Genomic DNA, 26498 nt, shown 5'->3' on the forward strand with positions numbered 1-26498 from the left:
AAATGAAAGCAAAAATAGCGAAATTGTGACTATTGTATTACATTATTTACTTTTTAAGTATTGTGCAGCTTGTTTAGCGAAATAAGTCAGAATACCATCAGCACCAGCTCGCTTAAATGCCAAGAGAGATTCCATTATTGTTGCTTCCTCGTTCAGCCAGCCATTATCGATTGCGGCTTTGTGCATAGCGTATTCGCCGCTAACTTGATAGGCGAAAGTTGGCACGCCAAATTCATCTTTTACGCGACGTACAATATCTAAATAAGGCATGCCAGGTTTAACCATAACCATATCAGCGCCTTCTTGTAAGTCTAATGCAACTTCACGTATTGCTTCGTCAGAGTTTGCAGGATCCATCTGGTAGGTCTTTTTGTCAGCACCTTTTAAGTTCCCTGCAGAACCTATTGCATCTCTGAAAGGACCATAATAGCTAGAGGCATACTTAGCTGAATAAGCCATAATGCGAGTATGGATAAAGCCATCCGCTTCAAGTGCTTCACGAATTGCGCCAATACGGCCATCCATCATATCTGAAGGAGCGATAACATCGGCTCCAGCTTGTGCATGAGAAAGTGCTTGTTTAACCAATATTTCAGTTGTTACATCATTGATGACGTAACCTGAGTCATCAATGATGCCGTCTTGCCCATGTGTAGTGAATGGGTCAAGTGCACCATCAGTAATTACACCGAGTTCAGGGTAAGCTTCTTTTAAAGCGCGAACAGTTCGCTGCACTAAACCATCTTCATTGTAAGCTTCTTCGGCGAATAATGACTTTTTATCTGTAGGTGTTACCGGAAAGATTGCAATGGCTGGCACGCCGAGCTCAACGAGTTCTTTTGCCTCAATAAGCAATAAATCTATTGATAAACGTTCAATACCGGGCATTGATTCAATCGCTTCACGACGATTTTTACCTTCAAGTACGAAAACGGGATAGATTAAATCGTTTACGCTAAGTTGGTTTTCAGCCATTAGACGACGAGAAAAATCGCTTCTACGCATTCTGCGCATACGAGTATACGGAAAAAGGTCTAGTCCTGATTGGGCCATATTAGAATACTCCTACTGTGGAATTGGAAAATTAATTACTTGATTACGACCGTGCTGTTTAGCGTAATAGAGGGCTTTATCAGCGTGCTCGGTAAATATTTCGGGGGTGTTAAGATCATCTGCGACGCTAGTGTAAACACCAGCACTAATTGTAAATTTAATGTCAGTGCCAGCAACAATTACAGTACTTTGTGCAATTGTTTCGCGTATTTGTTCTGCAATATCTAACACCGCTCTAATAACCTGATCGCCAGTTAAATGACCATACGTATCATTAATTGTTTTGAAGCGGTCTATATCAAGCATAATAATACTTAATGGCGTTTGCTCTCGGCGAGAACGGCGAAGCTCCATTATTAATTTCTTATCAAAAAAGCGACGGTTTTTTATACCGGTTAAAGCATCTTCAGTATTAAGTTGCTCAAGCTCTCTTAAGGTTACTTGCAGTTCAAAGGTTCGTTCGTTGACAAGCGCTTCTAACTCTCGGCGAGCTTTCTCTTGTAACGCTAGACGTTCGTTTAAGAGTGTATCTTGCGCCGTATTTTTAGCAATCAAGGTTTGCTGCGTAACTATTTGTTGGTCGCGTTGCAAAATAAACTTTTCCATTACGGTATAGCACAAACAAAAAATACAGCTAAAAAAGCAAATAAAGACAATAACTAAACTATTCTGACCAAGGGAATACCAGCCCATTGCTGTAGCAATAAAGTAGGCCATAACTATAAGGAAGAAGATTAAAGTCAGTAAAAGGCCTTTATTTTGTTTGGATGGGTCACTACGAGTACATATAAGTGTAGTGATAATATAAAAGCACAAAATAATAGGAATAGTTACAAGGCTAAATAAAGTAACGATTAAGTTAGGTAGCAGCCAAACACATAGTAATGAAATGGCAAATAGGCTGGTTATTATCGTTTGTACCTTTAACAGCGTAGAGCGTTTAGGTTGGCAAATGAGTTGCTGTAAAGGTAAAAACAACAAGGTAATAAGCATCAGTAACATAGAGCTCATTAGTTGCTGAATACCCGTTAGGTTTGGATGAAAAAAACGCAAGCCAAATCCACACAAATAGGAGAGTAATAAACCTAACGTCAACGTTATCATACCAGCACAAGCAAAATAGAGCTTGCGTGAGAACCCATATAAAACAAGACAGCTAAAGGCTAACGAAAATACAAAACCAATGAGCAAACCATATATTAAATTGAGTTTACCTTTGTAAGCTAAATAACTATCTTGCTGCCACAAAGTTAAAGGTACTCGTAACCCCGCACTATCCGTAACTTTGAGGATCACAGTTGTTGTTGTGTTTGCAGGCAATGTTAATTTAACTAATAAAGATTCGCTTTTTATTAGGCGCTGAGAAAGCACAAAGGCGTCGCCTATTTGTGTTTGTGAAAGCAGCTCAGAATTGTGTAAATGAAAAACCTGAACTTTATTTAAGAGAGGATTATCTATTGAAAGTAGTGGCTCAACTTCACTGTTGAGTGTGTTTTTTATTGTAAATGTAAGCCATACTGGTCGTTGTTCTAACCCTAAGTTTAATGAGCTATTTTTAAGTGAATGCCAATTTTTCAAATTACTATTTCGAGCTTCTAAAAGCGAAGTTGGTTCAAAAGAATAGTTTAAATTTATGATATTTTGGGATTTAAAATTTTGGCTTATTACAATGGGATTTGCAGAAGCGTTAAATACACATACTAGGGTAAGTAGGCTAAATAAAACTTTTGCAACTATCATTAACGTGTCTCTAGAGCAAAAATGTGATTAAAGTTTTTTGTAGTTTGAGTTGCTACAGTTTCAGCTTCAATTTTATACAGTTGAGCGACAGTTTGGCAAATATGTGGAAGTAATGCGGGTTCATTTTTACGTGATTTGGGTTTAGGCTTAATCGAGCGCGGAATTAAAAAAGGTGAATCAGTTTCGAGTAGCAAGCGTTCTAAAGGAATGTGAGGGACTAATTGTTGTAACTCTTTCCCACGTCTTTCATCGCATACCCAGCCAGTAATGCCAATGTAAAGCCCTAAATCTAGATAACTTTTTAACGAGCTAGCATTACCGGTAAAGCAGTGAAGTATACCGCGTACTTTGAATTCATTAAGTATTTTAAGCATATCTTCATTGGCATCACGTTCGTGTAGGTAAACAGGTAAATTTAAATCTTCGGCTACAGCAAGCTGGCGCCTGAAGATGCTGCGCTGAATATCTCGAGGTGAAAAATCGCGATTATAGTCAAGCCCACATTCGCCAATAGCAACCACCTCATCGTGCTTTGCAAGGTGTTTTAATTGAGTCTCTAATTCGCTGGTGGCTGATTTTGCATCATGGGGGTGTATGCCGGCTGTAGAGTATTGCTGATACTTTATAGCCAGCTCAAGAGATTGTTCACTCCCTGCTATGTCACAGCCAATAATAAGCATGTTGTTAACGCCTGCACTATTGGCGCGGTTAATAATCTCTTGATACTGTTCATCAAACTGATGGTTAGTTAAATTAACACCAGCATCAATTAAGGTATACGACATTACTTAGTGCGCTTAACGCGAATAGAGCGATTTTGATTCGCTTTTTTTAATAAAAATGAGTTAAAAACACCACGAGTTATAACAACCGTATCACTTTCTTTTAAGCGCATACTATCAGAGCCAATTTGACGCCATTGTTGATCATTATCTAAATTAATAATGAGCTCACCATAAGCTGCTTTCTCTATTGAAGTAATTGTAGCTTTAATTTCAGTATCTTTTTCTTTGTATATCTCTTTATGCTCTAAACCAAAATCATCGGCATTTGCAACTGATGACGCTTTCTGTGTTGGAGCAGGTATTGGCACATTAGTATTTGTTGTTGGTGGTGCTAAAACTTTTGCAACTGATGGCTTGGTTAGCGATTTACCCGCAATAGTATTGTCGTAACATAGTAAACGGTTAAAGTCGTTTTCAATAAAGCTACATGCTTGTAATGCTTGAGCGTTAATTTCTGTTTGCGCAGCAAATGTGGGTGCGCTTAATAAAACCAATAGTGAGAGTAGTTGTTTTTTCATTTTATTCCTCAGATTCTTGTTGTGGTTTAGCGGTATAAAATTTCGCTAAAATTAAGCCTAGTTCAAACAAAAGCAGCATCGGAAACGCTAGTAATGTTTGTGATAATACGTCGGGCGGTGTTAAAAACATCGCGACTACAAAAACACCTACCACGATATAAGGGCGTTTTTCTTTTAAGCTTGTTGTCGTTGTTGCGCCACTCCAGCATAGCAGCATAATGGCAACTGGAATTTCAAACGCGACACCAAAAGCAAAAAATAATTTTAATACAAATCCTAAATAACTACTTATGTCGGGCGCAAGAGTCATCATCTCAGGACCTGCGCTTGTAAAAAAGCCTAAAATAATTGGCAGTACTACAAAGTAACAAAAGGCTATACCACCATAAAACAGTATTATGCTAGAGGCGAGAATAGGCATGAGCATTTTCTTTTCGTGCTGATATAACCCTGGTGCGATAAACCCCCAAATTTGATGTAGTATCCATGGAATAGATGCAAATAAAGCGACAAATAAAGTCAGTTTAAAAGGGGCGAAAAAAGGAGCTGTCACATCAGTTGCAATCATAGTTGCAGTGCTTGGCAAATGTGAGACTAGCGGCTGTGCAACAAAAGCGTAAATGTCATTTGCAAAATACACTATGGCAATAAAAATAACGAAAATGCTCAATAGTGCTTTTATAAGTCGATCTCGTAACTCAATTAAGTGAGCCACAAACCCCGATTTTACTTGCTCAACCATTATTATTTATACCATTTAGTAAGTTGACCATTGAAAAGGAAATTAATTTCACTTTTTTTCATCAATATGTTGGTTGTTTTCTGTCTTTGGCGGTTGTTTTTTATAGCTGTGGGTAACTGATTGAGCTGCTTGTTGTAGCTCGCTCAATGAGTTTTGTAGTTCTGGACTCAAATCTTTTAGATTTCTTTGTTCTGCTTTTTTAAGGTTTTCATGTAGTTCGTGCACACGCAGCTCTTCACTGACCTCGGCTTTAACTGAATTAGCTAGCGACTTGGCTGTTTTAATCCAGCGGCTCACTGTTCTTATAGCCACAGGCAAGCGTTCAGGGCCTAAAACCACTAAACCAACAATAAGAACAATAACAAGCTCCCACATTCCCATGCTAATTAAACCTTATTACTATCTTTGGTTTTTTCAGCGTTAGCTGGATCGTTTGGAGATGCATTTTCTGATTTTTGGATTTGCTCGGTAGTGTCTTGTTCTGTACTTTTTTCGTCAGACATGGCTTTTTTAAAGCCTTTAACAGCACCGCCTAAGTCCCCACCCATTCCGCGTAACTTTTTAGTACCAAAAAGAAGAACGATGATTGCTAGTACAATCAATAATTGCCAAATACTAATACCACTAAAACCCATGGTTATCTCCAGTCTATAAAATGATTAAATGTATATTTTAAATACTAATTATACGCTCAATAACGCAAATAGCACTTAGTTTATGCGCTGCGCCATGCCGTTATAAAGCTAACAGCAGAGCAGCTAATAGCTATGCTGGCAGCAATTAAATCGTGCTGTAAATAACAAAGAGCTGACATGATTATCGTCGCACTACCAAACAAGGCCAAGATTAAAGGTTTGTGAGATACCTTTTGTATTTGTACTTGAGTACGAGGAGCTCGCTTTAAATTTTGATAAATTAAATCTGGTAGCTCGGGCATTTTTTCTGCCCAAAAAGGTAAATTAGCATACATTTGTTTCAATACAGATAATGGGCCGACTTGTTGTTTTACCCAGTCTTCTAAAAAGGGTTTAGCTGTTTTCCATAAATCTAGTTGCGGGTAAAGCTGTCTGCCTAACCCTTCAACGTACAATAAAGTTTTTTGTAGTAGTACGAGTTGAGGTTGTACCTGCATATTAAAGCGGCGTGCGGTATTAAATAAATTAACAAGCACATGACCAAATGAAATTTCAGCAAGTGGCTTGTTAAATATAGGCTCACACACTGTACGAATCGCAAATTCAAATTCTTCAATGCTGGTATCGGGTGGTACCCAACCTGAATCAACATGTAGCTGGGCAACTTGGCGATAATCACGATTAAAAAAGGCAATGAAATTTTCAGCCAAATAGCGTTTATCTTCTTTATTAAGCGTGCCAACAATACCACAATCTATACCAATGTATTTTGGGTTTTCAGGATGTTCGCGAGAGACGAATATATTGCCAGGATGCATATCAGCATGAAAAAAACTGTCTCTAAATACTTGTGTAAAAAACACCTCTACACCGCGTTCAGCAAGTAATTTCATATTTGTATTTTGTGCTAATAGTGCATCAGTATCAGAGACAGGTATGCCGTAAATACGCTCCATAACTAATACATTATGGCGGCTATAATCGCTATAAACTGCAGGGATATAAAGAGAATCAGAACCTTCAAAGTTACGCTTAAGCTGAATGCCATTAGCGCCTTCTCGCATTAAATCGAGTTCATCAAGGAGTGTTTTTTTATACTCTTTAACAACTTCTACAGGGCGCAGGCGTTTTGACTCGTTATGTACTTTGGCAAGTACTTTAGCGAGCTTTTCCATTAACGCTAAGTCAGCATTAATCTGTTCATGAATATTTGGACGAATAACTTTTATTACAACATCTTGCTCAATGTTGTGCTCATCAATAAGTTTTGCTGTGTGTACTTGCGCTATAGATGCCGAGGCCAGCGGTGATTGTGAAAACTCACTAAATAATTCACTTATATCATTAATTTCGAGTGCTTTTTCAATGATTTTTTGTGCAAGTTCACCTTCAAAAGGTTGTACCTGATCTTGTAAAAACGCGAGCTCTAGGGCTATATCGTGTGGTAGTAAATCGCGACGGGTGGAGAGCATTTGGCCAAACTTAATCCATACAGGACCAAGCTCTTGTAATGCAAGACGTAAACGCAACTCTACTGATTTTTCTTTATGCTGATTGCGTAGCCAAAAAAAGCTTCCACGCACTATTTTGGCAAACCAGGGCGTTTTATGCTTAGGGACTAACTCATCTAACCCGTAGCTAAGTAGTGTTTTAGTGATGTAATACAATCGTGCAGTCAACACAAAAAATCCTTAGCGGGTTACGATGTTTAATAAGGCGTTTATACGCTGCTCAATAGCAGCAACTTGGCTTTTAATTACTCGGTTTTGTTGTTTGAATTGCTCAAGCTCTAAGGGATGAATAGTTATAGCAAGCTCATCCTGACATAAACTAGTAAGTGTAGTGGCTAACTGCTTTTTTACTTTACTGCTTTGCTGCTTGAGCGAGGTTAAGTGTAAATAAAGTTGCTGGGCCGGGCCATCGCCAATATGCTTTGATAGTTGTTCTGGCCAATCAATATCTAAACTCGAAAATGCGTTACTGTAAGTTTGGGCAATATTTAAATCACCTTGCAGGTCGAGTTTATCTTGGCGTATTAGCTGGGTAAGCATCGCTGGATTTTTTAGCGCAATAAGCGTATCTATATCGGCGCTTATCATGCAATCAGCGTTATCACTGCTTTGTGCGGTATATAAATGTAGTTTTTTATCAGCAAAAACGAGTTGGATTGTTTGTTGCCAATCTCTTACTTCAACAACTAAACGCAGCTCTTTAACTTCATTTAGTTTTTTTGAAAGCTTTGGGTCGAGTTTAAGTGCTTGATTAAGTACATGCTCGATAAGCGAAAGTACAAAGTTAGGCAACATGAAAAAAGTAGATGTGGTTGACCTATCATTATTTTTTTCAGTTACTTGTTCAAGCGCCATATCACTCTGCCTTAGTATTTAAAACCACGGTGAAGTGCAACAATACCACCTGTTAGGTTTTGATAAGTTGTTTGTTCAAAGCCAGCGTCATCCATCATTGCTTTAAGGGTATCTTGATCTGGATGCATACGAATCGATTCGGCTAAATATTTGTACGACTCGCTGTCGTTAGCAACTAGTTTGCCCATTGTTGGTAATAAATTAAATGAATAAAAATCGTAAGCTTTACTTAGTACTTCATGCTCAGGCTTGGAGAATTCTAGCACTAGTAAGCGACCACCTGGCTTTAAAATACGGTACATAGAACGAAGTGCTTTGTCTTTATCGGTTACATTACGTAAACCAAAAGCAATAGTGATCACATCAAAGCTATTATCTGGAAATGGCAGCATTTCGGCGTTCATTTGTACGTAGTCAATATTACCAACAAGACCCAAGTTATGCAGCTTCTCACGGCCCACTTTGAGCATTGAGGAGTTAATATCGCCTAAAACAACTTGACCTGTTTCACCGACTAATTGACTAAATTTAGCCGTTAAATCACCAGTGCCGCCAGCTAAATCAAGTACATGATGGCCTTTGCGAACACCAGAACTGGCAATAGTTTGACGTTTCCATAAGCGGTGCACACCAAAAGACATTAAATCATTCATTACATCGTATTTTGCTGCAACTGAGTGAAATACGTCTGCAACCATTGAGGCTTTGTCGTTTTCAGCTACCGTTTTATAGCCAAAATGCGTGGTCTTTTGCGGTGTTTCGTTCATGATTAATCTCTATCGTGGCAATAAGCACTAGTGTACTTTATTGTGTACTGCAGGTGCAATTTGAATATGATTTATCAGGTGATTTAATGCCCAGCAATAAAACAACTTTGCCCAAGAGATCGAGCTTTAAAAGCTGCATTTGAGGCTTTTTTAGCAAGTTGATTAAAGTCATCTTGTTGCTGATGCTGTGCAATACCTAATGATAAGTTTATAGCGGGTAGTTTTGTGCCACTTTTTGAGCTAACAAATCGCAACTTTTCTACCCCATTACGTACTTTTTCGGCTATTAAAGTTGCCGTTTCAGGATCAATGTCGGCGAGTAATATAGTAAATTGGTCTTTAGCAGTCCGTCCAGGTAAACCGCTTTGGAATACATACTTTTGTACTTGCTTAGCGACTTTATTCAAAATAACTTCACCAAGAATATCACCATAATTATCAACAAAGTGATCAAGGTTATCTATTTGAACAGCAATGGCACAAATGGACTTTTCTTGATTTGTCCAAACTTGGGTTTGTTGAGTTAAATAATGACGTTTATAAAGGCCCGTTTGGCTATCTACTATATGCTGCTTTCGGAGCTGAGTTAATTGCTTTTGCGTTTTTTCGTGTAACTTTTTAGCTTTGCTAAGTTCTTTCTTAAATTGTTTATGCTGCTCTAGTAACTCTACGGTTTGTGTATTGAGGATTTTAAGGGCTTTACGGCTTTGTTCTATACTGTTTTCATCAAGCGTATGTACACATTCATTTACTTGATCAGCAAAGCGGATAATTTGTTTTTCTGTTGCTTGAGCATTTCGAGAAAGTGACCCGATAATACCGTCAACATTTTGAATCATCGAGACCTGAGTTGTGTGCCCTTCATTTAAAAATTGAAAATATAATTGTTCAATTAAAACACTGTCTATATTTTCTTCTGTTGCAATCGCACGTTCTAGTGCATTTTTAAGGTTTATATTGGCTTGGCTAATATAGGTATAAATTACTTGAAAATTAAGCGGGGTTGGCGGCAGCGCATAACGCTCTAAAAACACACACACTTTAGTCATCTTTTCTTGTGCAATTGCCATGGAATCATGGAACATCATTTTTAAATACCAACTGAGTACGCATAAGAGTTAATTTAAATATCTCATTCCGTGAGGCGGTTATGCATCCGAGCTTTTATTATTTTTTACTACAGTAATCGTTATGGCGGTTATTTAAAAGTAAAAAAAGAGTTACGGAACTTAAATTTTCATTTTAACAACTCAATAGCTGCTTTTCTCATCAATTAAGCTTGTTTTTACTTCTGTTGATATACTTTACTCTCGAAATACACTTAGTTTTAGTAAGGTTTATAACCGTTGATTGGTCTCATTTACTTGCTATTTATTTAGCCTACGATAGCTTTGTGATATCTATTACATCGTCAAGTTAAATTGCAATGAATCATTTTTTACAGCGGCCAATGCGCCATTCTTTACTTGGTTTCATGTTTTTATGCTCATTAAGTGCATGTCAAATAACAACGCAAAATGCAGATCAACAGTTTACGCAGATAGCCAAAAGCATTGTTGATTACAGACAAAGCATTAATCCTTATAGCAATGGAAAAGGGGTTAAAGGTTACTTGTTACCAAATCTATCGCCCGAATTTTTAGCGCAAGAATATAAGAATAAAACACAGTTACTTGCCGATTTAGATACCGTCAGCATTGATAAATTAAGTGATGAAAATCAAATAAACTTCAGCATTATTCGAGCACAAGTACAAAACAGCGTTGATGAGTATATATTCAATGCGCATTATATGCCGCTTACATCAGAGTATGGTTTTCACTCTGGATTATCATACATCATCAATAGCTCTCAATATAAAAATCAGCAAGATTTCGATACATACCTTGCACGTTTGGCGCAAGTTCCACGGTTTTTTGAACAAAACATATATTGGATGAAAAAAGGGATAGAAACGGGCCTTACTCAACCTAAAGCTGTGCTAGAGGGTTACGAAGATTCAATTAATGCTTACATTGTTGACGATATAACTACATCTGAGTTTTATAAACCTTTTTTAACTAATACTGCTGGTTTGAGCGATAGTGAATTTAAGGCACTACAACAAAAAGCTAAAAACATTATAAAAGAAGATGTTATACAGTCTTATAAAAATTATTTAGTGTTTTTTACGCAGCAGTATCGACCTAGTGCACGCACAAGCGTTGGCATATCAGATACACCTAATGGCGAGGCATTTTATAAAAACAGAGCTAAGTATTACACTATTACCGACATGACGCCTAAAGAGATTCATGAACTTGGATTAAAAGAGGTCGCTCGAATTCGCAGTGAAATGGAGGACGTAATAGCTGAAGTAGGTTTTAAAGGCACATTCGCCGAATTTATTCACTTTTTACGTACGGATCCACAATTTTATGCCACAACACCAGAGCAGCTTTTAAAAGAAGCATCTTATATTGCTAAAAAAATGGATGCACAGCTGCCTAAGCTATTTCATACCTTGCCACGTAAACCTTATGGCGTAGCCCCCGTACCAGCCAATATTGCTCCTAAATACACAACAGGCCGTTATTCTGGCTCTAATCGAGATGATGAAGCAGGTTATTATTGGGTGAATACTTACGCATTAGATAAGCGCCCTCTCTATGTTTTAGAAGCGTTGACTCTGCACGAAGCAGTGCCAGGACATCATTTACAAATATCACTTAATGCCGAGCTTGAAAATCTACCGAGCTACCGTCGTGATGCTTACCTTTCGGCATTTGGCGAAGGTTGGGGGCTTTACTCTGAATATTTAGGTTTAGAGGCAGGCTTTTATCAAGACCCATATAGCCGTTTTGGTCGCTTAACTTATGAAATGTGGCGAGCAGCACGTTTGGTTGTTGATACAGGGATGCACATGTATGGCTGGAGCCGCGAGCGAGCTATGAACTTTATGAGCGAGAACACAGCGCTTTCGCTGCATAATGTTAAAACAGAAACTGACCGTTATATATCTTGGCCAGCTCAGGCACTGTCATACAAAATTGGTGAGTTAACTATTAAACGTTTACGTGTTGAAGCAGAGCAAGCGCTTGGACCAAATTTTGATATTCGCGAATTTCACCATCAGGTTCTTCGCCATGGTTCAGTGCCTTTATCAGTGCTAGAAACACAAGTACGTATGTATATAAAAAATGAATCAGTTAAGCTGGAAAGTAAATAAGTATAATTTTTAAAAATGGGTACTGAGTTGTTTTTATAGCTATGTAAGTTAGTACTCTGTTGGTAAGTAGTTGTATTTATTTTAAGTAAGCAGGTTAGTAATTATGATGAGCCATTTAGTTCATTAAAGCGGTCAGTACTTATTAGGTCTTATTTTAAAAATCACCAAGGGTCATAAATGAGCAATTTTATAATGTTTAGTATCGATATATTTGCAAGTATGTTTATAGTTTTACTCGGGTGCGTTGTGCTTACTGTAATTGTTTTTTATTTTCGCGATATTACACAAACTAAGCACGCTATAAGGCGAAATTACCCCGTGATAGGGCGTTTTCGGTATTTTTTTGAGCGCCAAGGGGAGTTTTTCAGGCAGTACTTTTTTGCGCAAGATAGAGAAGAAATGCCATTTAATCGAGCTGAACGAAGCTGGGTTTATCGTGCTGCAAAAGATGTTGACCGTACTGCGGCATTTGGCTCTACGCAAAGCTTAGAAGTAACGGGTACAGTTATGTTTATGAACTGTGCGTTTCCTACTTTAGATGAAGAAGCGCTCGACCCGAGTAATGTTACTTTGGGTCCATACTGTAAAACACCTTACACCACCAACTCGCTATTTAATGTATCAGGTATGAGCTTTGGTGCGTTATCAAAACCCGCTGTACGTGCTTTATCAAAAGGAGCTAAGTTAGCAGGTTGTTGGATGAACACAGGTGAAGGGGGATTAAGCCCTTACCACCTTGAAGGTGGCGCTGATCTGGTATTTCAAATTGGTACAGCTAAATATGGTGCACGAGACGAGCATGGAAATTTAAGTACTGAAAAGCTAAAAGAAATAGCGGCTCACGAACAAGTAAAAATGTTTGAACTTAAAATGAGCCAAGGTGCAAAACCAGGTAAAGGCGGTATGTTACCAGGGCGCAAAGTTAATGCCGAAATAGCTAAAATTAGGGGGATACCAGAAGGGCAAGATTCGATTAGCCCCAATGGTCACCCTGAAATTAAAAATCCAGCCGATATTCTTGATATGATTGCCACTGTACGTAACGCGACAGGTAAGCCTACAGGGTTTAAAGCTGTTATTGGTGCGTACGGATGGTTAGAAACGTTGTTCGCTGAAATAAATCACCGCGGTATCGAGTCTGCACCTGACTTTATTACCATAGATAGTGCTGATGGTGGTACGGGCGCAGCACCGCAACCGCTTATGGATTCGGTGGGTTTACCACTGCGCGAAAGTTTACCGCTTGTAGTTAATATGCTTGAAAAACATGGGCTTCGAGATCGTATTAAAATAATCGCTTCTGGTAAATTAATTGTTCCTTCAAAGGTTGCTTGGGCATTGGCGCTCGGTGCTGATTTTGTTGTATCGGCTCGTGGTCATATGTTTGCACTGGGCTGTATTCAAGCAATGCAATGTAATAAAGATACTTGTCCAACCGGGATCACTACGCATAACGAGCGTTTGCAACGCGGCTTAAATGTAGCTGATAAAGCGCAGCGAGTAGCTAACTATAATAAATACATTCATTATGGAGCTGGGCTAATAGCTCATTCTTGTGGTGTGACTAGTGCACGCGAATTAAAACGTGAGCATGTACGTATAGTGCAAGAAAGTGGGCTTTCGGAACCGCTTGATAAAATTTACGAAAACTACAAGTAAGTTTTAACTAACTAGAAGGCGCTAATAGCGCCTTTTTTAATGCTTGTTAGTTTAATTGGCTTATTAATAAACTAAAGAATGCTTCTTTGTTGTTGCATGCTTTTGCATTTAAAATAAGTTGCTCGCCTAGTGCTAATGTTTGTTTTTGCACTGTAAGGCGCGCATTGTCATCACTAATACTATCTATATCGCTTACGTGCGCAAGCCCAATAGTACGCCTAATTAACTCAGCACCACAGTAACCAACAGCATCTTGCAATACGTTTTTCATAAAGTATTGCGCATAGCCTACTGGCACTAGTGATTCATCCGTTGTTTTAGTGCGTATTAATTCAAGCCATTGCTGCTCAAATAAACTATAGGTGTCTACGATACAGCTAAGTAAATGTGTTTGGTAATTGCGACGAGCCAAAAAATCTTCAATATGACCTGCTTGTGCGCAGTAATTTAAAAGTAAATTACCAATAAAAGAGCCAATATCGAACCCAGCAGGACCAAAAAAACCAAACTCAGGATCGATCATCTTTGTATTATTACAATCAACAAAAATACTGCCGCTATGCATATCACCATGGAGTAATGTTTGCGGGTTAGATAAAAAATTAGCTTTTAATTTTGCTATTTCTAACTTTAATGCGCTGTTTTTTTGTATTGCATCAACTTCGCTTTGTAGTTGCTTTGGGTAGTTATTGCGTTCGTGCCCAATGTACGGATCGCTAAAAAATAAGTCTTCAGTGATTTGGCAAAGCTCAGGGTTAGTAAATTGGCTAACGAGCGCTTTTTTAGTTTGCGCGGTTAAGTAAAAATCTGAATTATAAAAACCAGTATGGCTTAAGTAGGCAGGGCGGGATCACACTTTGTAAATAAACAAATTTTATGATCTAATACCATAAATTTCATCACCTTAAACTTATTATGTCACTCTTCTCACATTTAGAACTCGTCAAAGATAATCGTTCACATATAAATCAGCACCATAACTTAGTTGATGTGCTTTTTCTTATTATTACTGCCGTTACATCAGGGTGTGAAAACTGGCAAGACATTGAAGTCTATGGCGAAAGTAAGCTTAATTGGTTAAGAGGATTTCGTTCTTTCAAAAATGGCATACCCACTCGACATAGTATTGCTCGGATTTTTAGAACCGTTGATACTGACTCATTACTACTCGCGATGTATAGCTGGGTCAATCAAAACCGCGTTAAGTCAGCGCATCCTGTCATTGCCTTCGATGGCAAAACTATTCGCGGAGCAAGTAAACACATTGCTGATAAATTACATCTCGTCTCAGCATTTGATTGTGAAGCAGGTCTCACATTATTCCACCAAACAGTTGGCAGTAAGACGAATGAAATACCGGCAGTTCGGGATTTATTGAAAATACTCGATATCAATAACACCGTTATTACACTTGATGCTTTGCACTGCCAAAAAGAAACGCTAAAACAGCTAATTAGCAGACATGCAGATTATCTAGTGCAAGCAAAGGGTAATCAAAAGAAACTTTATAGCGCGATTCAAGATGCATTTACACACCAGTATGAATCTGAAAACTCAGAGATACTTAGTCATGTAACACAAGATGAAGGGCATGGGCGAAAAGAAGTACGCACGATAGATTGTCTTGATGCGCGTTTATTACCGAGTGAAATTAAAGAGAGCTGGCCATCAGTTAGAACAATCGTTGCGGTACAGCGAGAGCGAACGAAGGGTAATAGAACGAGTATTGACACACATTACTACCTAACATCGTTGACAGACAATATATTGATAAGTAAAGCAATAAGACAACATTGGCTGATAGAAAATCAGCAACACTGGATACTGGATGTCGTATTTAAAGAAGATGCCTGTCAAATACATGAGCCATTAAGTGCGCAACATATGGCACTATTTAGACGCGTCGTTAGGAACATGATAAAGCAGCATACGAAAAGCAAGGGGTCAATAAGAAGTAAGTGTGTAAGAGCTTGTTATGATGATGCTTTTAGAGAAGAACTTCTTTTTGGTTAACATTTTTAACAAAGTATGCTCGCGCCCTGCTTAAGTAGGTAGCTACGTGCTGCGCTAATTTAGGAAATTGCTCAGCATTATTTTGTGCAGTTCGCAGTATTTGTAAATTACCTAAATCTTCTAAAATAGTAAGGGCTTGTATTTCACTATAATGTAAAATATTAGCAGTATAAGTAGGGCAAATAGCACCATGGTTAAGTAAAACTTGTGCTTCTATACGGGCTCTATCAAGTGTTAATGGCCACGACTCACCCACGCAACGCGCGTAAGGCAGAGCTTGCTTTAAAATAACACTATTGTTTTGCTCATCAGTAATTCTAAACACTAAATTAAGATTGCCATCACCAAACTCATACGCAGATAAGGTTTGTCCGGAATCAAAAAAATTACATTGTTTAGATTCAATTAATGTGGATACGTAATCGATAGCGCGCTGTGCATTAAAAGCAACATAGTTAGTCATGGTTTAAATCTCAAAAATCAGCTTTTAAGCATTCTATACATTTAAATGTTTAGATGTCTACAAGTCTAACTTGAGAGTTATTCAAAGTGGTGTAAAATAACGTTACGCATTTTTAATACCTTAAGCATTATGCAAAATGTAATCGCAAGCAGTTTAAAATATGAAAACGGGTCGCTTAGTGTGCTCGACCAATATTTACTACCTCACCAGCAGGTATGGCATCAGTGCCATGATGTAGAAACCATGAAAGAGCTGATCATTAACTTAAAAGTGCGTGGAGCTCCACTTATTGGTTTAGGCGCGAGCTTGTTAGTGGCGTATTTAGCTGAGCAAGGGGTAGTGAAAAGTGAGCTTGAAAAAGTAATCAATGAACTAGAAGCCACTCGTCCAACGGCAGTTAATTTAATGCATTGTATGGCGGCATTGCGAAAAGCTTTAACGCAAAGCGATTATGTTGCCGGTATTGTTACCACAGCCGAGCAGTTGTTTATTGAAGATATTGAGCTGTGTGAGCGAATGGCAAACCGTGGTGCCGAGCTTATAAATAGCGGCGACAACATATTAACTCATTGTAATACAGGGGCGCTTGCAACCGCTGGTATTGGTACTGCACTGGGTGTTGTCTACAAAGCGCAGCAAAAATATGGCAACGTACATGTGTGGGTTGATGAAACACGACCATTATTACAAGGCGGCCGCTTAACTGCCTTTGAGCTTGAGCGCTGGAAAATACCTTACACATTAATTTGCGATAATATGGCGGCAAGTTTAATGGCTGCAGGTAAGGTAGATAAAATAGTGGTAGGGGCTGATCGTATTGCCGCCAATGGTGATTTTGCTAATAAAGTGGGCACCTATAATTTAGCCGTACTTGCGTATTTTCATAACATTCCATTTTATGTAGTTGCGCCTATTACCACGCTTGATACCAACACCGCTTGTGGTAATGATATAGAAATAGAGCAACGTAATCCTCAAGAAGTGCGCGGAGTTAGCGGTAGCTTTGGTGAGGCTTTATGGGCACCCACTAATGCCAATGTATATAACCCTGCATTTGATATAACGCCGGCAAAGTTGGTCACAGGGTGGGTGTTAGATACAGGTGTTTATAACCAGCAACAAGTATTAATGGGTAAACTTAAAGAGCTAACTCAATAATATGCGACTGAATTCTGAAAGAAACTCAGAGGTACTATTTAGGTAGTTGGGGTAGGCTTTTTCTATTGATTTCAAGTCGCTCCCTGCAACTAGAAGCACGTTATTGTGAGTTTGTTTTTCTTGTTCGGCGTAATGCGTTAGAGCTTCTTGCTTTTTATTTTCTGCATATAAAAAGACTCGACCCATTTGTGTTTCTGTGTTGTGAACGAGTAAAGCAAAGCCTGTATCTTTCGATTTATTTTTAATTTCGTCAACTTGGAATGCACGATTAAATGCATCAAGCTTATGAAATGCGGCTAGCTTTTTATTTAGTGCCGAAAGCTCATCAACAAAGGTCTGCGATTGTTGTGAACTTAATTGATTTGAACCATCTTTGACTGCAAGAAACTCACCCATGATAAAAAATAATCGCTTCCAATCTGTGTCGGCTGCTTGGGGATTGGTTTTTAGTGTTTCTTTTTCAATAATATCTACAATTTCAACAGTAGTAGCCCAAAGGTGCTGAAGCCTAGTGCGTAACTGAACTTCAATTTGAAAGCCTTTATAATCGTGAGATTTTAAATTGTTATAACTTTTATAAACACGATGAATACCTCTATAGCCTGTCGCTTTTGGGTTTTCAATATAATCATATGATTTAACGCTATGAACTGCTCTACTCGAATCTAAACTGGCGTTGAGTTGATATAGATGCTCTAGATTATCTAAGATTACTCGGCAACCACCTATATCGTGCATTCGCTTCAGATTTATTGCGTTTTCACTTTTACCATCCAACGAGGCTCTTTGTAACTTATCTATAATAGTTGGCAAGCGCTTTAAGCGTCTAACTATGGTCGCCGATTCTAGCAAATGAAGCTTTTTTACATGTTTCCATACGAGGTTTTTAATAATAGTCAGCGGATATAAATGTGCTGCACGATAGTTTTGTACAACCTCTATTGCAAAGTCAAAATCACCTTCATTTTTACGAAAAATACGACCAGCCTTTTCAACTTGCTTACGTGAGTAGGCTAGTTGTTGTTTAGACTTTTGATATTGTTCGTTCACCATTGGAAAGTTACTCTTTATCAGCTGCATTGCTAAAATAATATTACAGAGTTAAGTGATTGAAGTCATCCTGCAAATAAATTTGTTTTATTTTTTTATATGTATAAATACGCTTATAGAAAATATAATTTAGGCATATGTGCACTGAGCTTTATTAATCGAGAAAGGGAAATTGCTCTGCAATAGACGAGTCAGTACTTTTTGCTACCCAGCCCTCTGTATTGTTAAATAAGCGAATGGCAGTAAACTCAGGATCGCTTCCCATATCAAACCAATGCGGGGTAAGTTCAGGCACTGAAATTAAATCGCCTTGTTGGCAAAGTACCTGGTAAACCTTATTGCCTAAATGCAGGCAAAATAGCCCTTGGCCTTTTACAAAAAAACGCACTTCGTCTTCACTATGGGTATGTTCAAATAAAAACTTTTTGCGCAGCTCTGATGCGCCATGATTACCTTTAGCTAGAGATATAACGTCTACTGTTTGATAGCCATTTTCAGTTTTTAACCGATCTATATCGCTTTTGTACGCACTAATAATTTGCTCATGGGTGGTGTGCTCATTAATATCTGCATTTGCTTGCCACTGTTCAAAACGTACGTTTACTTTAGCTAGTTGCTTTGCAATATCATCAGCATCTGATGTGCTTACAAGTGCTTTGTTTGCATCGTTGTCGGCATACACTGTTAATTGGCTCATACTAATTGCTCCAATTTAAATTGGCTAAAGTCATTAATATAAGGGTGTGCTTTAGTGCTTGCCCATCACGAATTAAATGTAGTGTTTTTAAACCCACAGCCTGCGCGGCGTCAAGCTCACCGGTTACATCACTTAAAAAGAGTATTTCTTCTGCTTGAAATGGTAACAGTTCAACAATGGTGTTATAGGCAGCTCGCTCTTGCTTTGCGCCAACTTTGGTGTCAAAAAAGTCAGAAAACAAGCTGCGAATGTCGCCATAATCACTGTATTTAAAAAGCAACAGCTGCGCTTTTACCGAACCAGATGAGTACACATACAAAGTAATATCGTTGTTGTGTTGAGCTTGTAAAAAATCAAATGCATCTGGGTATAAATGCCCCTTAAAATCGCCGTGTTCATACCCTGTTTGCCAAATTAAGCCTTGTAACTGCTTAAGTGGAGTGATTTTTTTATCTTCATCAATCCAGGTAAGTAAGGCGCTAATGACTTCTTCTATATCGGCGTTTGGCTTTTCGATAAGGGCTTTTACGGCACTAATTTGCTCGGCTACATCCGGTTTATTAGCATTGGCACGTATAAAGGTAGGTAACTGTTTTGCCGCGTAAGGAAATAATACCTCTTTAACGAACGAAATACGGGTTATTGTGCCTTCGATGTCGGTTAAAATGGCTTTAATCATTTAGTTACTCCCGCTTGAATACCTATTATTTTTAGGCGTTCTAGTTCGCAGCTAAATAAAAACTCTAAGGCTTCTAGGTGGCGACGAACTTCATCAATATTACGTCCTACTGCATATAAACCATGACCACGTATCAGTACGCCATGTTCTATAGGTGTATGTAAATGATGGTCACTGACCAGCAGGCTTAATCGGTCAATATCTTGATCGTTATCGAAAATAGGAATGCTCAGCGTTTCTAAATGCGAAGTAAAGCCGCTCAGTGCTTTTTGCATTTCATAGCCTGTTAAATCAAGCTGATGCTCTTGGGTAATTTGCGACAGTACGGTAGCGGCTACAGAGTGAGTATGTAAAACACACTGTGCATCAGGTATAAGCTGATACAAACTTAGGTGTAATTGTGTTTCTGCCGATGGTTTTACAGCTCCTGCTAGGCGCTCGCCTTGGTGATCTAATTGCAAAAAATGCGCTTGCGTCAGTGAGCCTTTATCGTGCCCACTTGCTGTAACAACAAAGCCAGTGCTAGTACGAGCTGAAAAGTTTCCGCCTGTTGCGGGTACCCAGCCTTTTTGGCTAACCCATTTTCCGGCTTCAATAAGTTGTGAAATAGCGGTATTGTTTTGCATACATTCCTCACTAATGAGCGTAAAGTTAATTGTTTTTAGACGGCTATACTTCTGTTTTAAGCAATGATAGCATCGCTTTAAGCGCAAAACCATCATTAAGGGCATCTCGTGTTTGAAAGTAAATTACCAAATTTAGGCGTTAGTATATTTAGCCAAATGAGCGGATTGGCTAATGAGTTTTCGGCAATTAATCTCTCTCAAGGCTTTCCTGAGTTTGATGCTCCTGATCTTTTAAAAACGCAGTTAAATTATTATGTGCAGCAGGGCGTTAATCAATATTCACCTTCAAGTGGTGTACCAAGATTACAGCAACAAATTGCTGATTTAGCAAAGCGCAAATATACAGCTGATATAAACGCAGCTGATCAAGTGACTGTTACTTCGGGTGCAACAGAGGCATTGTTTGTGGCTATTCAAACAATTGTGCGCCCCAGTGATGAAGTGATTGTATTTGACCCTGCATATGACTCTTACCAACCGGCAATTAAACTCGCTGGTGGAAAGTCGGTACACATTGCCTTAAGTGCGCCAAATTACACCATTGATTGGCAAGTAGTAAGCCAAGCAATTACTAAAAATACCCGTGCAATTATTATAAATACGCCTCATAACCCAAGCGGTAAAATATTACAGCCACAAGATATAAAAGAGCTTAAAGAGTTAGTTAGTACTCACAGTTTATATGTAATAAGCGATGAGGTATATGAGCACATTACGTTTGATGAACAACCGCATTTAAGTGTATTACGCGATGATGAATTATTTACCAAAAGCTTTGTTATATCGAGTTTTGGTAAAACATTTCATAGCACGGGCTGGAAAATGGGTTACTGTATTGCACCTGCCGATTTAGCTGTCGAATTTAGAAAAATTCATCAGTACGTTACGTTTTCAAGTTTTACCCCCGCACAGCATGCGCTTGCCGATATGCTCGAGCAGCAAGGTGAGCATATAGATGAGCTAAGCGGGTTTTATCAGCAAAAACGCGACTTATTAGCGAGCCATTTAAGTAACAGCCGTTTTAAAATTTTACCTAGCCAAGGTACTTACTTTTTATTGTTAGATTACAGTGATGTATCGGATTTAAACGATATTGATTTTTGCCATTGGTTAGTTGAGCAAGCAGGTGTTGCGGCTATTCCGTTAAGTGTGTTTTATCAAAAGGCACCAACCGACAAAGTAATTCGTTTATGCTTTGCTAAAAACGACAACACTCTCATAGAGGCTTCGCAAATATTATGTCAACTTTAACCATTACAGCATTGCAAAGCTCGCTTTATTGGCTTGATAAAGATGCTAATTTAGCCATGTTTAATAAGCAGCTTGAAGCAATTATGCATCAGCCCGATCTTATTTTACTGCCCGAAACATTCTCGACTGGCTTTGCTATCAATTTAGATTGTGCAGAGCCCGAAAACGGTAAAGTACTGACGTGGTTAAAGGCGCAGGCTCATAAACATAATGCGGTTATTGCAGGTTCGGCACTTGTTGCACAAGGCGATAAAAAAGCGAATCGGTTTTATTGGGTAAAACCCGATGGTGAGGTGAGTTATTACGATAAACGCCATTTATTTCGCTTAGGCAGCGAGGGCGATTACGTTGTAGCAGGGCAAGCGCGTAAAGTTTTTGAAATCAACGGTTTTAAACTATTACCGCAAGTATGTTACGACCTGCGCTTTCCGGTATTTCAACGTAATAATAACGACTACGATGTAATGATAAACGTAGCAAATTGGCCAGCTGTGCGCCGCCATATTTGGGATACGTTACTTATGGCGCGCGCAATGGAAAACCTGTGTTACGTAGTAGGCGTTAATCGAGTGGGTGACGACGGTAATGGCGTGGCGCACAATGGCGGTACTGCAGTATACGACTTCAAAGGCGATGCATTAACTAAAGCGCAAGATGACACCGAGCAACTAGTTACTATAACACTTGAAAAAGCACCACTGGATGAGTTTAAAGCAGCGTTTCCTGCCTATTTAGATGCAGACCCTTTTACATTAATATAGACACGTTAATTTAGCGCAGAGCCAATAAAGTGTTAAAATAGTCGCTGATATTTTTGTTGGCGGCTAATATACATTATGAACACTTTAATCACTCCTGTAATTTTAGCTTGTGGCATAGGCTCTCGCTTGTGGCCGCTTTCTCGCCAAGCGATGCCTAAACAATTTTTATCACTACTTAGTGAAAACACGTCATTACTGCAAAGTACATTAGCGCGTGTTACTAATAACTTATTTGATAATGCTATTTTAGTGTGTAACGAACAGCACCGATTTATTGCCGCCGAGCAGGCTGAAAGCTCAAATCCTAGTGCATTATTACTCGAACCCAAAGGTAAAAATACCGCGCCTGCCATCGCATTAGCCGCCCACTATGCACTGCAAAATGGGGTTACCGGTCCGTTATTAGTGATGCCTGCCGATCATCATATTGAAAACTTTGATGTATTAACGGCTAAGCTCCCTGAAGCTGTAAAACTTGCCGAGCAAGGAAAGCTAGTTACATTTTCTATTACTCCTACAGAGCCTCATACTGGCTATGGCTATGGCTATGGCTATATAAAACAAGGCGCGGCTATTGCTGGAACGGGTTGTTACGATGTTGCACAATTTAAAGAAAAGCCTGACTTAGATACAGCGAATCGTTATTTAGCTCAAGGAGGTTATAGCTGGAATAGCGGCATGTTTTTATTTACCCCAGCAGCCTATTTAAAAGAGCTCGAGCGGTTTGCGCCAAAAATAGCAACAAGTGTCGCTGCAGCCGCACAATTTACTAAAGATTTAGGGTTTACCCGCCCAAGCAATAGTGCGCTTGAGCACTGCCCAAGCGATTCAATTGATTACGCTATTTTAGAGCGAAGCGATAACGTAGTTGTTATGCCTGTTGATTTAAAATGGAGTGATGTAGGTAGTTTTTCGTCCCTTGATGCACTTACAAAAAAAGATGAAAACGGTAATAGTTCAAATGCTAATTATATTGCTCAAAAAAGCGCTAATAATTTGGTTATTAACGAGGCTGAACACACTATTGCCACGCTTGGAGTAAGTGACTTAGCAATTATTCATACCCACGATGCCACACTAATCGCAAATCAAAATGAGCTAGATTCTCTGCCTTTGTTACTTAAGCAAATTGCTACAACACAGGCTGATAAACTTAACCATCATCAAGTGGTTTTTCGTCCATGGGGAAATTACCGCACTTTGGTTGAAGGCACTGGCTTTAAAGTTAAAAAAATTACTGTTACCAGCGGTGCTAAGCTTTCGACGCAGCGCCATCAGCATCGCGCTGAACATTGGGTGGTGGTTTCGGGTATTGCAAATGTATGTATTGATGAGCAAGCGTATACGCTAACGCACGATCAATCGTGTTATATCGCCGCAAAACAAATTCATAGCTTGGCTAATAATCAAAAAGAGCCGTTAATTGTCATTGAAGTGCAAACCGGTACTGTACTTGATGAAAGTGATATAGAGCGATTTGATGATAAATATGGAAGGGGTTAAAAAATCAAATCCATGCCAAAAAGGACGTTCCAATACTAATGAGTAAAGTCATTTATAAAATCACGCCAGATGTTAATCATTACAGAGTCATTTTTCCTGATGATGAAACTTTATGTGAATCTGAGTTATGGAAACCTGATACTTCTACAAAAGAGTCTACACTGATAAATTTTAGTGCCCACTATAATAATGAAAAAGAGACACCCCTAGGTGATTTCACTGCAATTAATTTACAAGGCCTTGCTATAAGGGATCATGTTGCAAATGAGTTAGCTGAACTTTTCGAAGATTCGGGAGAGTTATTGCCTTTCTATGTAGGTGATGACAACTGGTACTTTTATAATGTCACTCGAAAAATAGAGGGCATCTTAGATGTTGAAATGAGTACTTTTATGCTGCCAAGCTTAAATATTGGATTACAAAAAGCGATATTCAAAAAAGAAAAATTACCTAAGCATAGCTGTATATTTAAAATGCCAGAAGATCGATTTGAAGGTACATATATTTTTGATTCTCGTAAAAATGATAAAGATGTTTCTTTAAACCTCTTTTGTGCCTTGCAAGCACATGGTTTCACAGGTCTTAACTTTGAAGAGGTAGCAAGATTTGATTAACTTAAAGTGAAATTTAAAAAACCTTAACGCTTTTTTAATTTCACTCTAACTGCCCGCGCACAAACTTTAAATATTGCTCTAAGCTTTGTTGCCACAGATCTAACGCTTCATCAAGCATGTCGTTGTGTGGTTTTTTATCGAGTAAGCGGCGCTCTATTTTTTTTAGCGCTATACCATAACGATTAAAACCTAACTGTAAGGCTGTGCTTGCCTGGCGATGTAAAAGCTTAATACATTGCTCTGGATGCTGAGTAGTAAGCTCTTGGCAACGAATGAGTTTATTTCGTGCTGAAAGTACAAATTCGTTATAAATAGACGATACTTCATCTTCACTAAACGACGTGGTTAGTGTCTCTGCTGCGGTTTCGTCGTACAAAGTGTCAATAAGTTCTACAGTAATACTAGCCGTTTGGTTTGATTGAGAGTCGCTAAGTGCTTGGCGAAGCTTTTGGTGTTTAATAGGTTTGCCAACAATATCTTTTATTCCTAATTCTAAATATTCTTTTACTTCGTCGGGGCTAAGGCTTGCAGTAAAAGCGAGCACAGGAGTTCGTTGATTCTTATGATCTATGTGCTTTAGGCGTTTAAGTACTTCTTGGCCTGTTAAGTCAGGTAAGTTCATATCAAGTAACACTACATCGAAGTGGTGAGCTTGCATGAGCTCTATGGCGCTTTTTCCATCTTTTGCGAGCTTAATTTTGTGTTCATCGTCGGCCATAAATTCTATAGCAATTTTTTGATTTAAATCTAAATCTTCAACCAATAATACATCAAGGCCTGTTAAGTAATCTTTAGTTTGATGGCGCTGCTCTACAAGGCTTAATTCACCTAAAGTAAAAGTAACGGTAAAGCTAAATACACTGCCTGTACCAAGTTGGCTGGCTATTTCGAGTCGGCTACTAAGCTTTTCAAGCAAACGGCTGGTAATGGCTAAACCTAGGCCGGTTCCACCTTTTTCTTTACCTGCGCTACTTTGTACATAAGGTTCTGTTAAGTAAGCTATCTCGTCGTTTTCTATGCCTGGGCCAGAGTCCTTCACACTTATTTTTATGGTGTGTTCAAGTTGTTTCTCTAAAATTAAATCAACTTGAATTTTCACAACACCGTGGTCGGTAAATTTAATGGCATTACCCACTAAGTTAATAATAATTTGCCTAAGTTTTTGTTGGTCGCAGTAATAACAAGCTTGCTCTGGAATATTGCACACAAGCTCAAATTTAAGATGTTTTTGCTCGGCAAGTGGGCTCAGTAATAGACATAAATTATTGAGCCATGTTTTAAATTCTATATCTTCTTCATAAAGTGCTTCATCACTTTGATCTAGGCTTGCGTAATCAAGTACTTTATCTACGAGTAAATTGAGTGATTCGGCGGAGTTTATAATTGCCTCGCAATAAGCTTTATTACGAGTATCACTTGTTTGGTTCATGACAAGCTGAGCGCTGCCTAAAATACCATTCAGTGGGGTGCGTATTTCGTGGCTAATAGTTGAGAGAAATAGTCCGCGTATTTCTAAGTCTTTTTGCGCTTTATCGGCTAGTTTATTAAGATGCTGCTCTCTGCGTTCATTACACAATAAGGCCATGCCTGCAGCATAGAACATGGGTGCAATGACGCCATTTAAAAATAATAGTGAGCTAAACCAGCCATTAATTAATAGATTACTTTGTTCAATATCGTCCATAAATAACGAGCGGCCAATAAAACTAAAAGCAACGAGAGTCAATATAATAATGTATACAATACTGCCATTAGGATAGGGCGCACGGGCATGTTTGATAAATATAAATAATAAAAATATAGCTTCAGCTATATGTTGTATATCAGATGCAATAACTCGTTCGTGTAAAGAGGGATCATAAAAGGTGTAATAACCGAGCATTACAGCGCTAAAAGCAGTAAATGAGCAGATTAATTTGAAGCCAATACCGTGATAATTTAAAAATTGGCTGAGTGATAGGCAATGCACAATAGAAGCTGCAAACATCATGCTACTGGCAATGCTAATAATAACTAAATTATGTGTATTACCAACAAGGGTAAAACCAATAACAGAACCCAGTAATAAAATAGGGTAAAAAATATAAAGCAGCGTACCCGGAGTTTGCTTGTTTGTTCGCCATGTTAAAAAATTAAGCAAGGTCATTACAACCACTATGGCTATGCTGGCAAAGTAAAGAGTGAAAGAGTCGAGCATTTAGGTTCCAGCG

24 protein-coding genes and 2 pseudogenes are annotated in these 26498 nt (G+C 38.6%); 8 read left to right on the plus strand and 18 right to left on the minus strand.

All coding sequences use genetic code 11. From position 1 onward, the window contains the following. Positions 1-42: 42 nt before the first annotated feature. The 11 genes from hemB to AC0VZ4_RS00475 form a co-directional block, all read right to left on the minus strand. On the minus strand, positions 43-1053 hold the full coding sequence (gene hemB, locus AC0VZ4_RS00425; RefSeq protein WP_007378017.1) for a porphobilinogen synthase: 1011 nt from the start codon (positions 1051-1053) through the stop codon (positions 43-45). Positions 1054-1065: 12 nt separating this feature from the next. Next, positions 1066-2793, minus strand: coding sequence for a diguanylate cyclase (locus AC0VZ4_RS00430; protein ID WP_475440605.1), 1728 nt, complete (start codon positions 2791-2793; stop codon positions 1066-1068). After that, entirely contained in the window at positions 2793-3578 is a 786-nt protein-coding gene (locus AC0VZ4_RS00435) for a TatD family hydrolase (protein WP_475440606.1), read from the minus strand. The genes AC0VZ4_RS00430 and AC0VZ4_RS00435 overlap by 1 nt, the downstream gene beginning before the upstream one ends. Next, positions 3578-4096 carry a hypothetical protein gene (locus AC0VZ4_RS00440; RefSeq protein WP_475440607.1) on the minus strand — a complete coding sequence of 173 codons (519 nt, stop codon included), beginning with the start codon at positions 4094-4096 and terminating at the stop codon, positions 3578-3580. The genes AC0VZ4_RS00435 and AC0VZ4_RS00440 overlap by 1 nt, the downstream gene beginning before the upstream one ends. A 1-nt stretch (position 4097) precedes the next feature. Then, entirely contained in the window at positions 4098-4838 is a 741-nt protein-coding gene (gene tatC, locus AC0VZ4_RS00445; protein ID WP_007378021.1) for a twin-arginine translocase subunit TatC, read from the minus strand. 48 nt (positions 4839-4886) lie between these two features. Then, a complete protein-coding gene (gene tatB, locus AC0VZ4_RS00450) occupies positions 4887-5219 on the minus strand; it encodes a Sec-independent protein translocase protein TatB (RefSeq protein ID WP_475440608.1) in 333 nt (110 codons plus the stop codon). Between the two features lie 5 nt (positions 5220-5224). Next, positions 5225-5473: a Sec-independent protein translocase subunit TatA gene (gene tatA / locus AC0VZ4_RS00455; protein ID WP_475440609.1), complete on the minus strand. Its 249-nt coding sequence runs from the start codon at positions 5471-5473 to the stop codon at positions 5225-5227. An 80-nt stretch (positions 5474-5553) separates the two neighbouring features. Next, positions 5554-7155 (minus strand): ubiquinone biosynthesis regulatory protein kinase UbiB, encoded by a 1602-nt coding sequence (ubiB, locus tag AC0VZ4_RS00460; RefSeq protein WP_475440610.1) that lies wholly within the window; start codon positions 7153-7155, stop codon positions 5554-5556. Positions 7156-7164: 9 nt separating this feature from the next. Continuing rightward, on the minus strand, positions 7165-7839 hold the full coding sequence (locus AC0VZ4_RS00465) for a ubiquinone biosynthesis accessory factor UbiJ (RefSeq protein WP_007378025.1): 675 nt from the start codon (positions 7837-7839) through the stop codon (positions 7165-7167). Between the two features lie 11 nt (positions 7840-7850). Further along, complete coding sequence (ubiE, locus tag AC0VZ4_RS00470; RefSeq protein WP_007378026.1) at positions 7851-8606, minus strand: bifunctional demethylmenaquinone methyltransferase/2-methoxy-6-polyprenyl-1,4-benzoquinol methylase UbiE; 756 nt, start codon at positions 8604-8606, stop codon at positions 7851-7853. An 83-nt stretch (positions 8607-8689) separates the two neighbouring features. Further along, the gene (locus AC0VZ4_RS00475) at positions 8690-9676 is read right to left on the minus strand and encodes a GGDEF domain-containing protein (RefSeq protein ID WP_007378027.1); all 987 of its coding nucleotides are present in this window, start codon (positions 9674-9676) and stop codon (positions 8690-8692) included. A gap of 356 nt (positions 9677-10032) precedes the next feature. Here AC0VZ4_RS00475 and AC0VZ4_RS00480 point away from each other — a divergent pair, with 356 nt between their 5' ends. Then, the gene (locus tag AC0VZ4_RS00480) at positions 10033-11814 is read left to right on the plus strand and encodes a DUF885 domain-containing protein (RefSeq protein ID WP_475440611.1); all 1782 of its coding nucleotides are present in this window, start codon (positions 10033-10035) and stop codon (positions 11812-11814) included. Positions 11815-11991: 177 nt separating this feature from the next. Then, positions 11992-13473: an FMN-binding glutamate synthase family protein gene (locus AC0VZ4_RS00485; RefSeq protein WP_475440612.1), complete on the plus strand. Its 1482-nt coding sequence runs from the start codon at positions 11992-11994 to the stop codon at positions 13471-13473. 46 nt (positions 13474-13519) lie between these two features. On the opposite strand, the pseudogene mtnK reads toward AC0VZ4_RS00485, so the two are convergent. Beyond that, positions 13520-14302 (minus strand): annotated as a pseudogene (gene mtnK / locus AC0VZ4_RS00490) (S-methyl-5-thioribose kinase); the annotation flags it as partial. Between the two features lie 86 nt (positions 14303-14388). On the opposite strand from mtnK, the gene AC0VZ4_RS00495 reads away from it, so the two are divergent. Beyond that, positions 14389-15486: an ISAs1-like element ISPsesp1 family transposase gene (locus AC0VZ4_RS00495; protein WP_475439755.1), complete on the plus strand. Its 1098-nt coding sequence runs from the start codon at positions 14389-14391 to the stop codon at positions 15484-15486. Here AC0VZ4_RS00495 and AC0VZ4_RS00500 read toward each other — a convergent pair. Further along, positions 15461-15949 carry a hypothetical protein gene (locus AC0VZ4_RS00500; RefSeq protein ID WP_475440613.1) on the minus strand — a complete coding sequence of 163 codons (489 nt, stop codon included), beginning with the start codon at positions 15947-15949 and terminating at the stop codon, positions 15461-15463. The two genes, AC0VZ4_RS00495 and AC0VZ4_RS00500, sit on opposite strands and share 26 nt — an antisense overlap. Before the next feature lie 129 nt (positions 15950-16078). Between AC0VZ4_RS00500 and mtnA the strand changes: the two genes are divergently transcribed. Next, on the plus strand, positions 16079-17107 hold the full coding sequence (gene mtnA, locus AC0VZ4_RS00505; RefSeq protein WP_475440614.1) for an S-methyl-5-thioribose-1-phosphate isomerase: 1029 nt from the start codon (positions 16079-16081) through the stop codon (positions 17105-17107). On the opposite strand, the gene AC0VZ4_RS00510 is transcribed toward mtnA, so the two are convergent. From AC0VZ4_RS00510 to AC0VZ4_RS00525, 4 genes and pseudogenes are all read right to left on the minus strand, one after another. Then, on the minus strand, positions 17096-18187 hold the full coding sequence (locus tag AC0VZ4_RS00510) for a RelA/SpoT domain-containing protein (protein ID WP_475440615.1): 1092 nt from the start codon (positions 18185-18187) through the stop codon (positions 17096-17098). The genes mtnA and AC0VZ4_RS00510 overlap by 12 nt on opposite strands. A gap of 124 nt (positions 18188-18311) precedes the next feature. Then, positions 18312-18854: a 1,2-dihydroxy-3-keto-5-methylthiopentene dioxygenase gene (locus AC0VZ4_RS00515; RefSeq protein ID WP_475440616.1), complete on the minus strand. Its 543-nt coding sequence runs from the start codon at positions 18852-18854 to the stop codon at positions 18312-18314. Continuing rightward, positions 18851-19533, minus strand: a pseudogene (gene mtnC / locus AC0VZ4_RS00520) (acireductone synthase). The gene AC0VZ4_RS00515 and the pseudogene mtnC overlap by 4 nt, the downstream one beginning before the upstream one ends. Continuing rightward, positions 19530-20159 (minus strand): methylthioribulose 1-phosphate dehydratase, encoded by a 630-nt coding sequence (locus AC0VZ4_RS00525; RefSeq protein WP_008136552.1) that lies wholly within the window; start codon positions 20157-20159, stop codon positions 19530-19532. The pseudogene mtnC and the gene AC0VZ4_RS00525 overlap by 4 nt, the downstream one beginning before the upstream one ends. A 108-nt stretch (positions 20160-20267) precedes the next feature. Between AC0VZ4_RS00525 and AC0VZ4_RS00530 the strand changes: the two genes are divergently transcribed. From AC0VZ4_RS00530 to AC0VZ4_RS00545, 4 genes are all read left to right on the plus strand, one after another. After that, complete coding sequence (locus AC0VZ4_RS00530; protein WP_475440617.1) at positions 20268-21410, plus strand: methionine aminotransferase; 1143 nt, start codon at positions 20268-20270, stop codon at positions 21408-21410. Then, a complete protein-coding gene (locus AC0VZ4_RS00535; RefSeq protein WP_337150566.1) occupies positions 21398-22171 on the plus strand; it encodes an amidohydrolase in 774 nt (257 codons plus the stop codon). The genes AC0VZ4_RS00530 and AC0VZ4_RS00535 overlap by 13 nt, the downstream gene beginning before the upstream one ends. A 75-nt stretch (positions 22172-22246) precedes the next feature. After that, positions 22247-23674, plus strand: a complete 1428-nt coding sequence (locus AC0VZ4_RS00540; protein WP_475440618.1) for a mannose-1-phosphate guanylyltransferase/mannose-6-phosphate isomerase — start codon at positions 22247-22249, stop codon at positions 23672-23674. Between the two features lie 38 nt (positions 23675-23712). Then, a complete protein-coding gene (locus AC0VZ4_RS00545) occupies positions 23713-24288 on the plus strand; it encodes a hypothetical protein (RefSeq protein WP_475440619.1) in 576 nt (191 codons plus the stop codon). 40 nt (positions 24289-24328) lie between these two features. On the opposite strand, the gene AC0VZ4_RS00550 is transcribed toward AC0VZ4_RS00545, so the two are convergent. Next, entirely contained in the window at positions 24329-26485 is a 2157-nt protein-coding gene (locus AC0VZ4_RS00550) for a response regulator (RefSeq protein WP_475440620.1), read from the minus strand. Positions 26486-26498 lie beyond the last annotated feature (13 nt).

The sequence above is a fragment of the Pseudoalteromonas sp. QJM3NY_22 genome, from assembly GCF_056173065.1.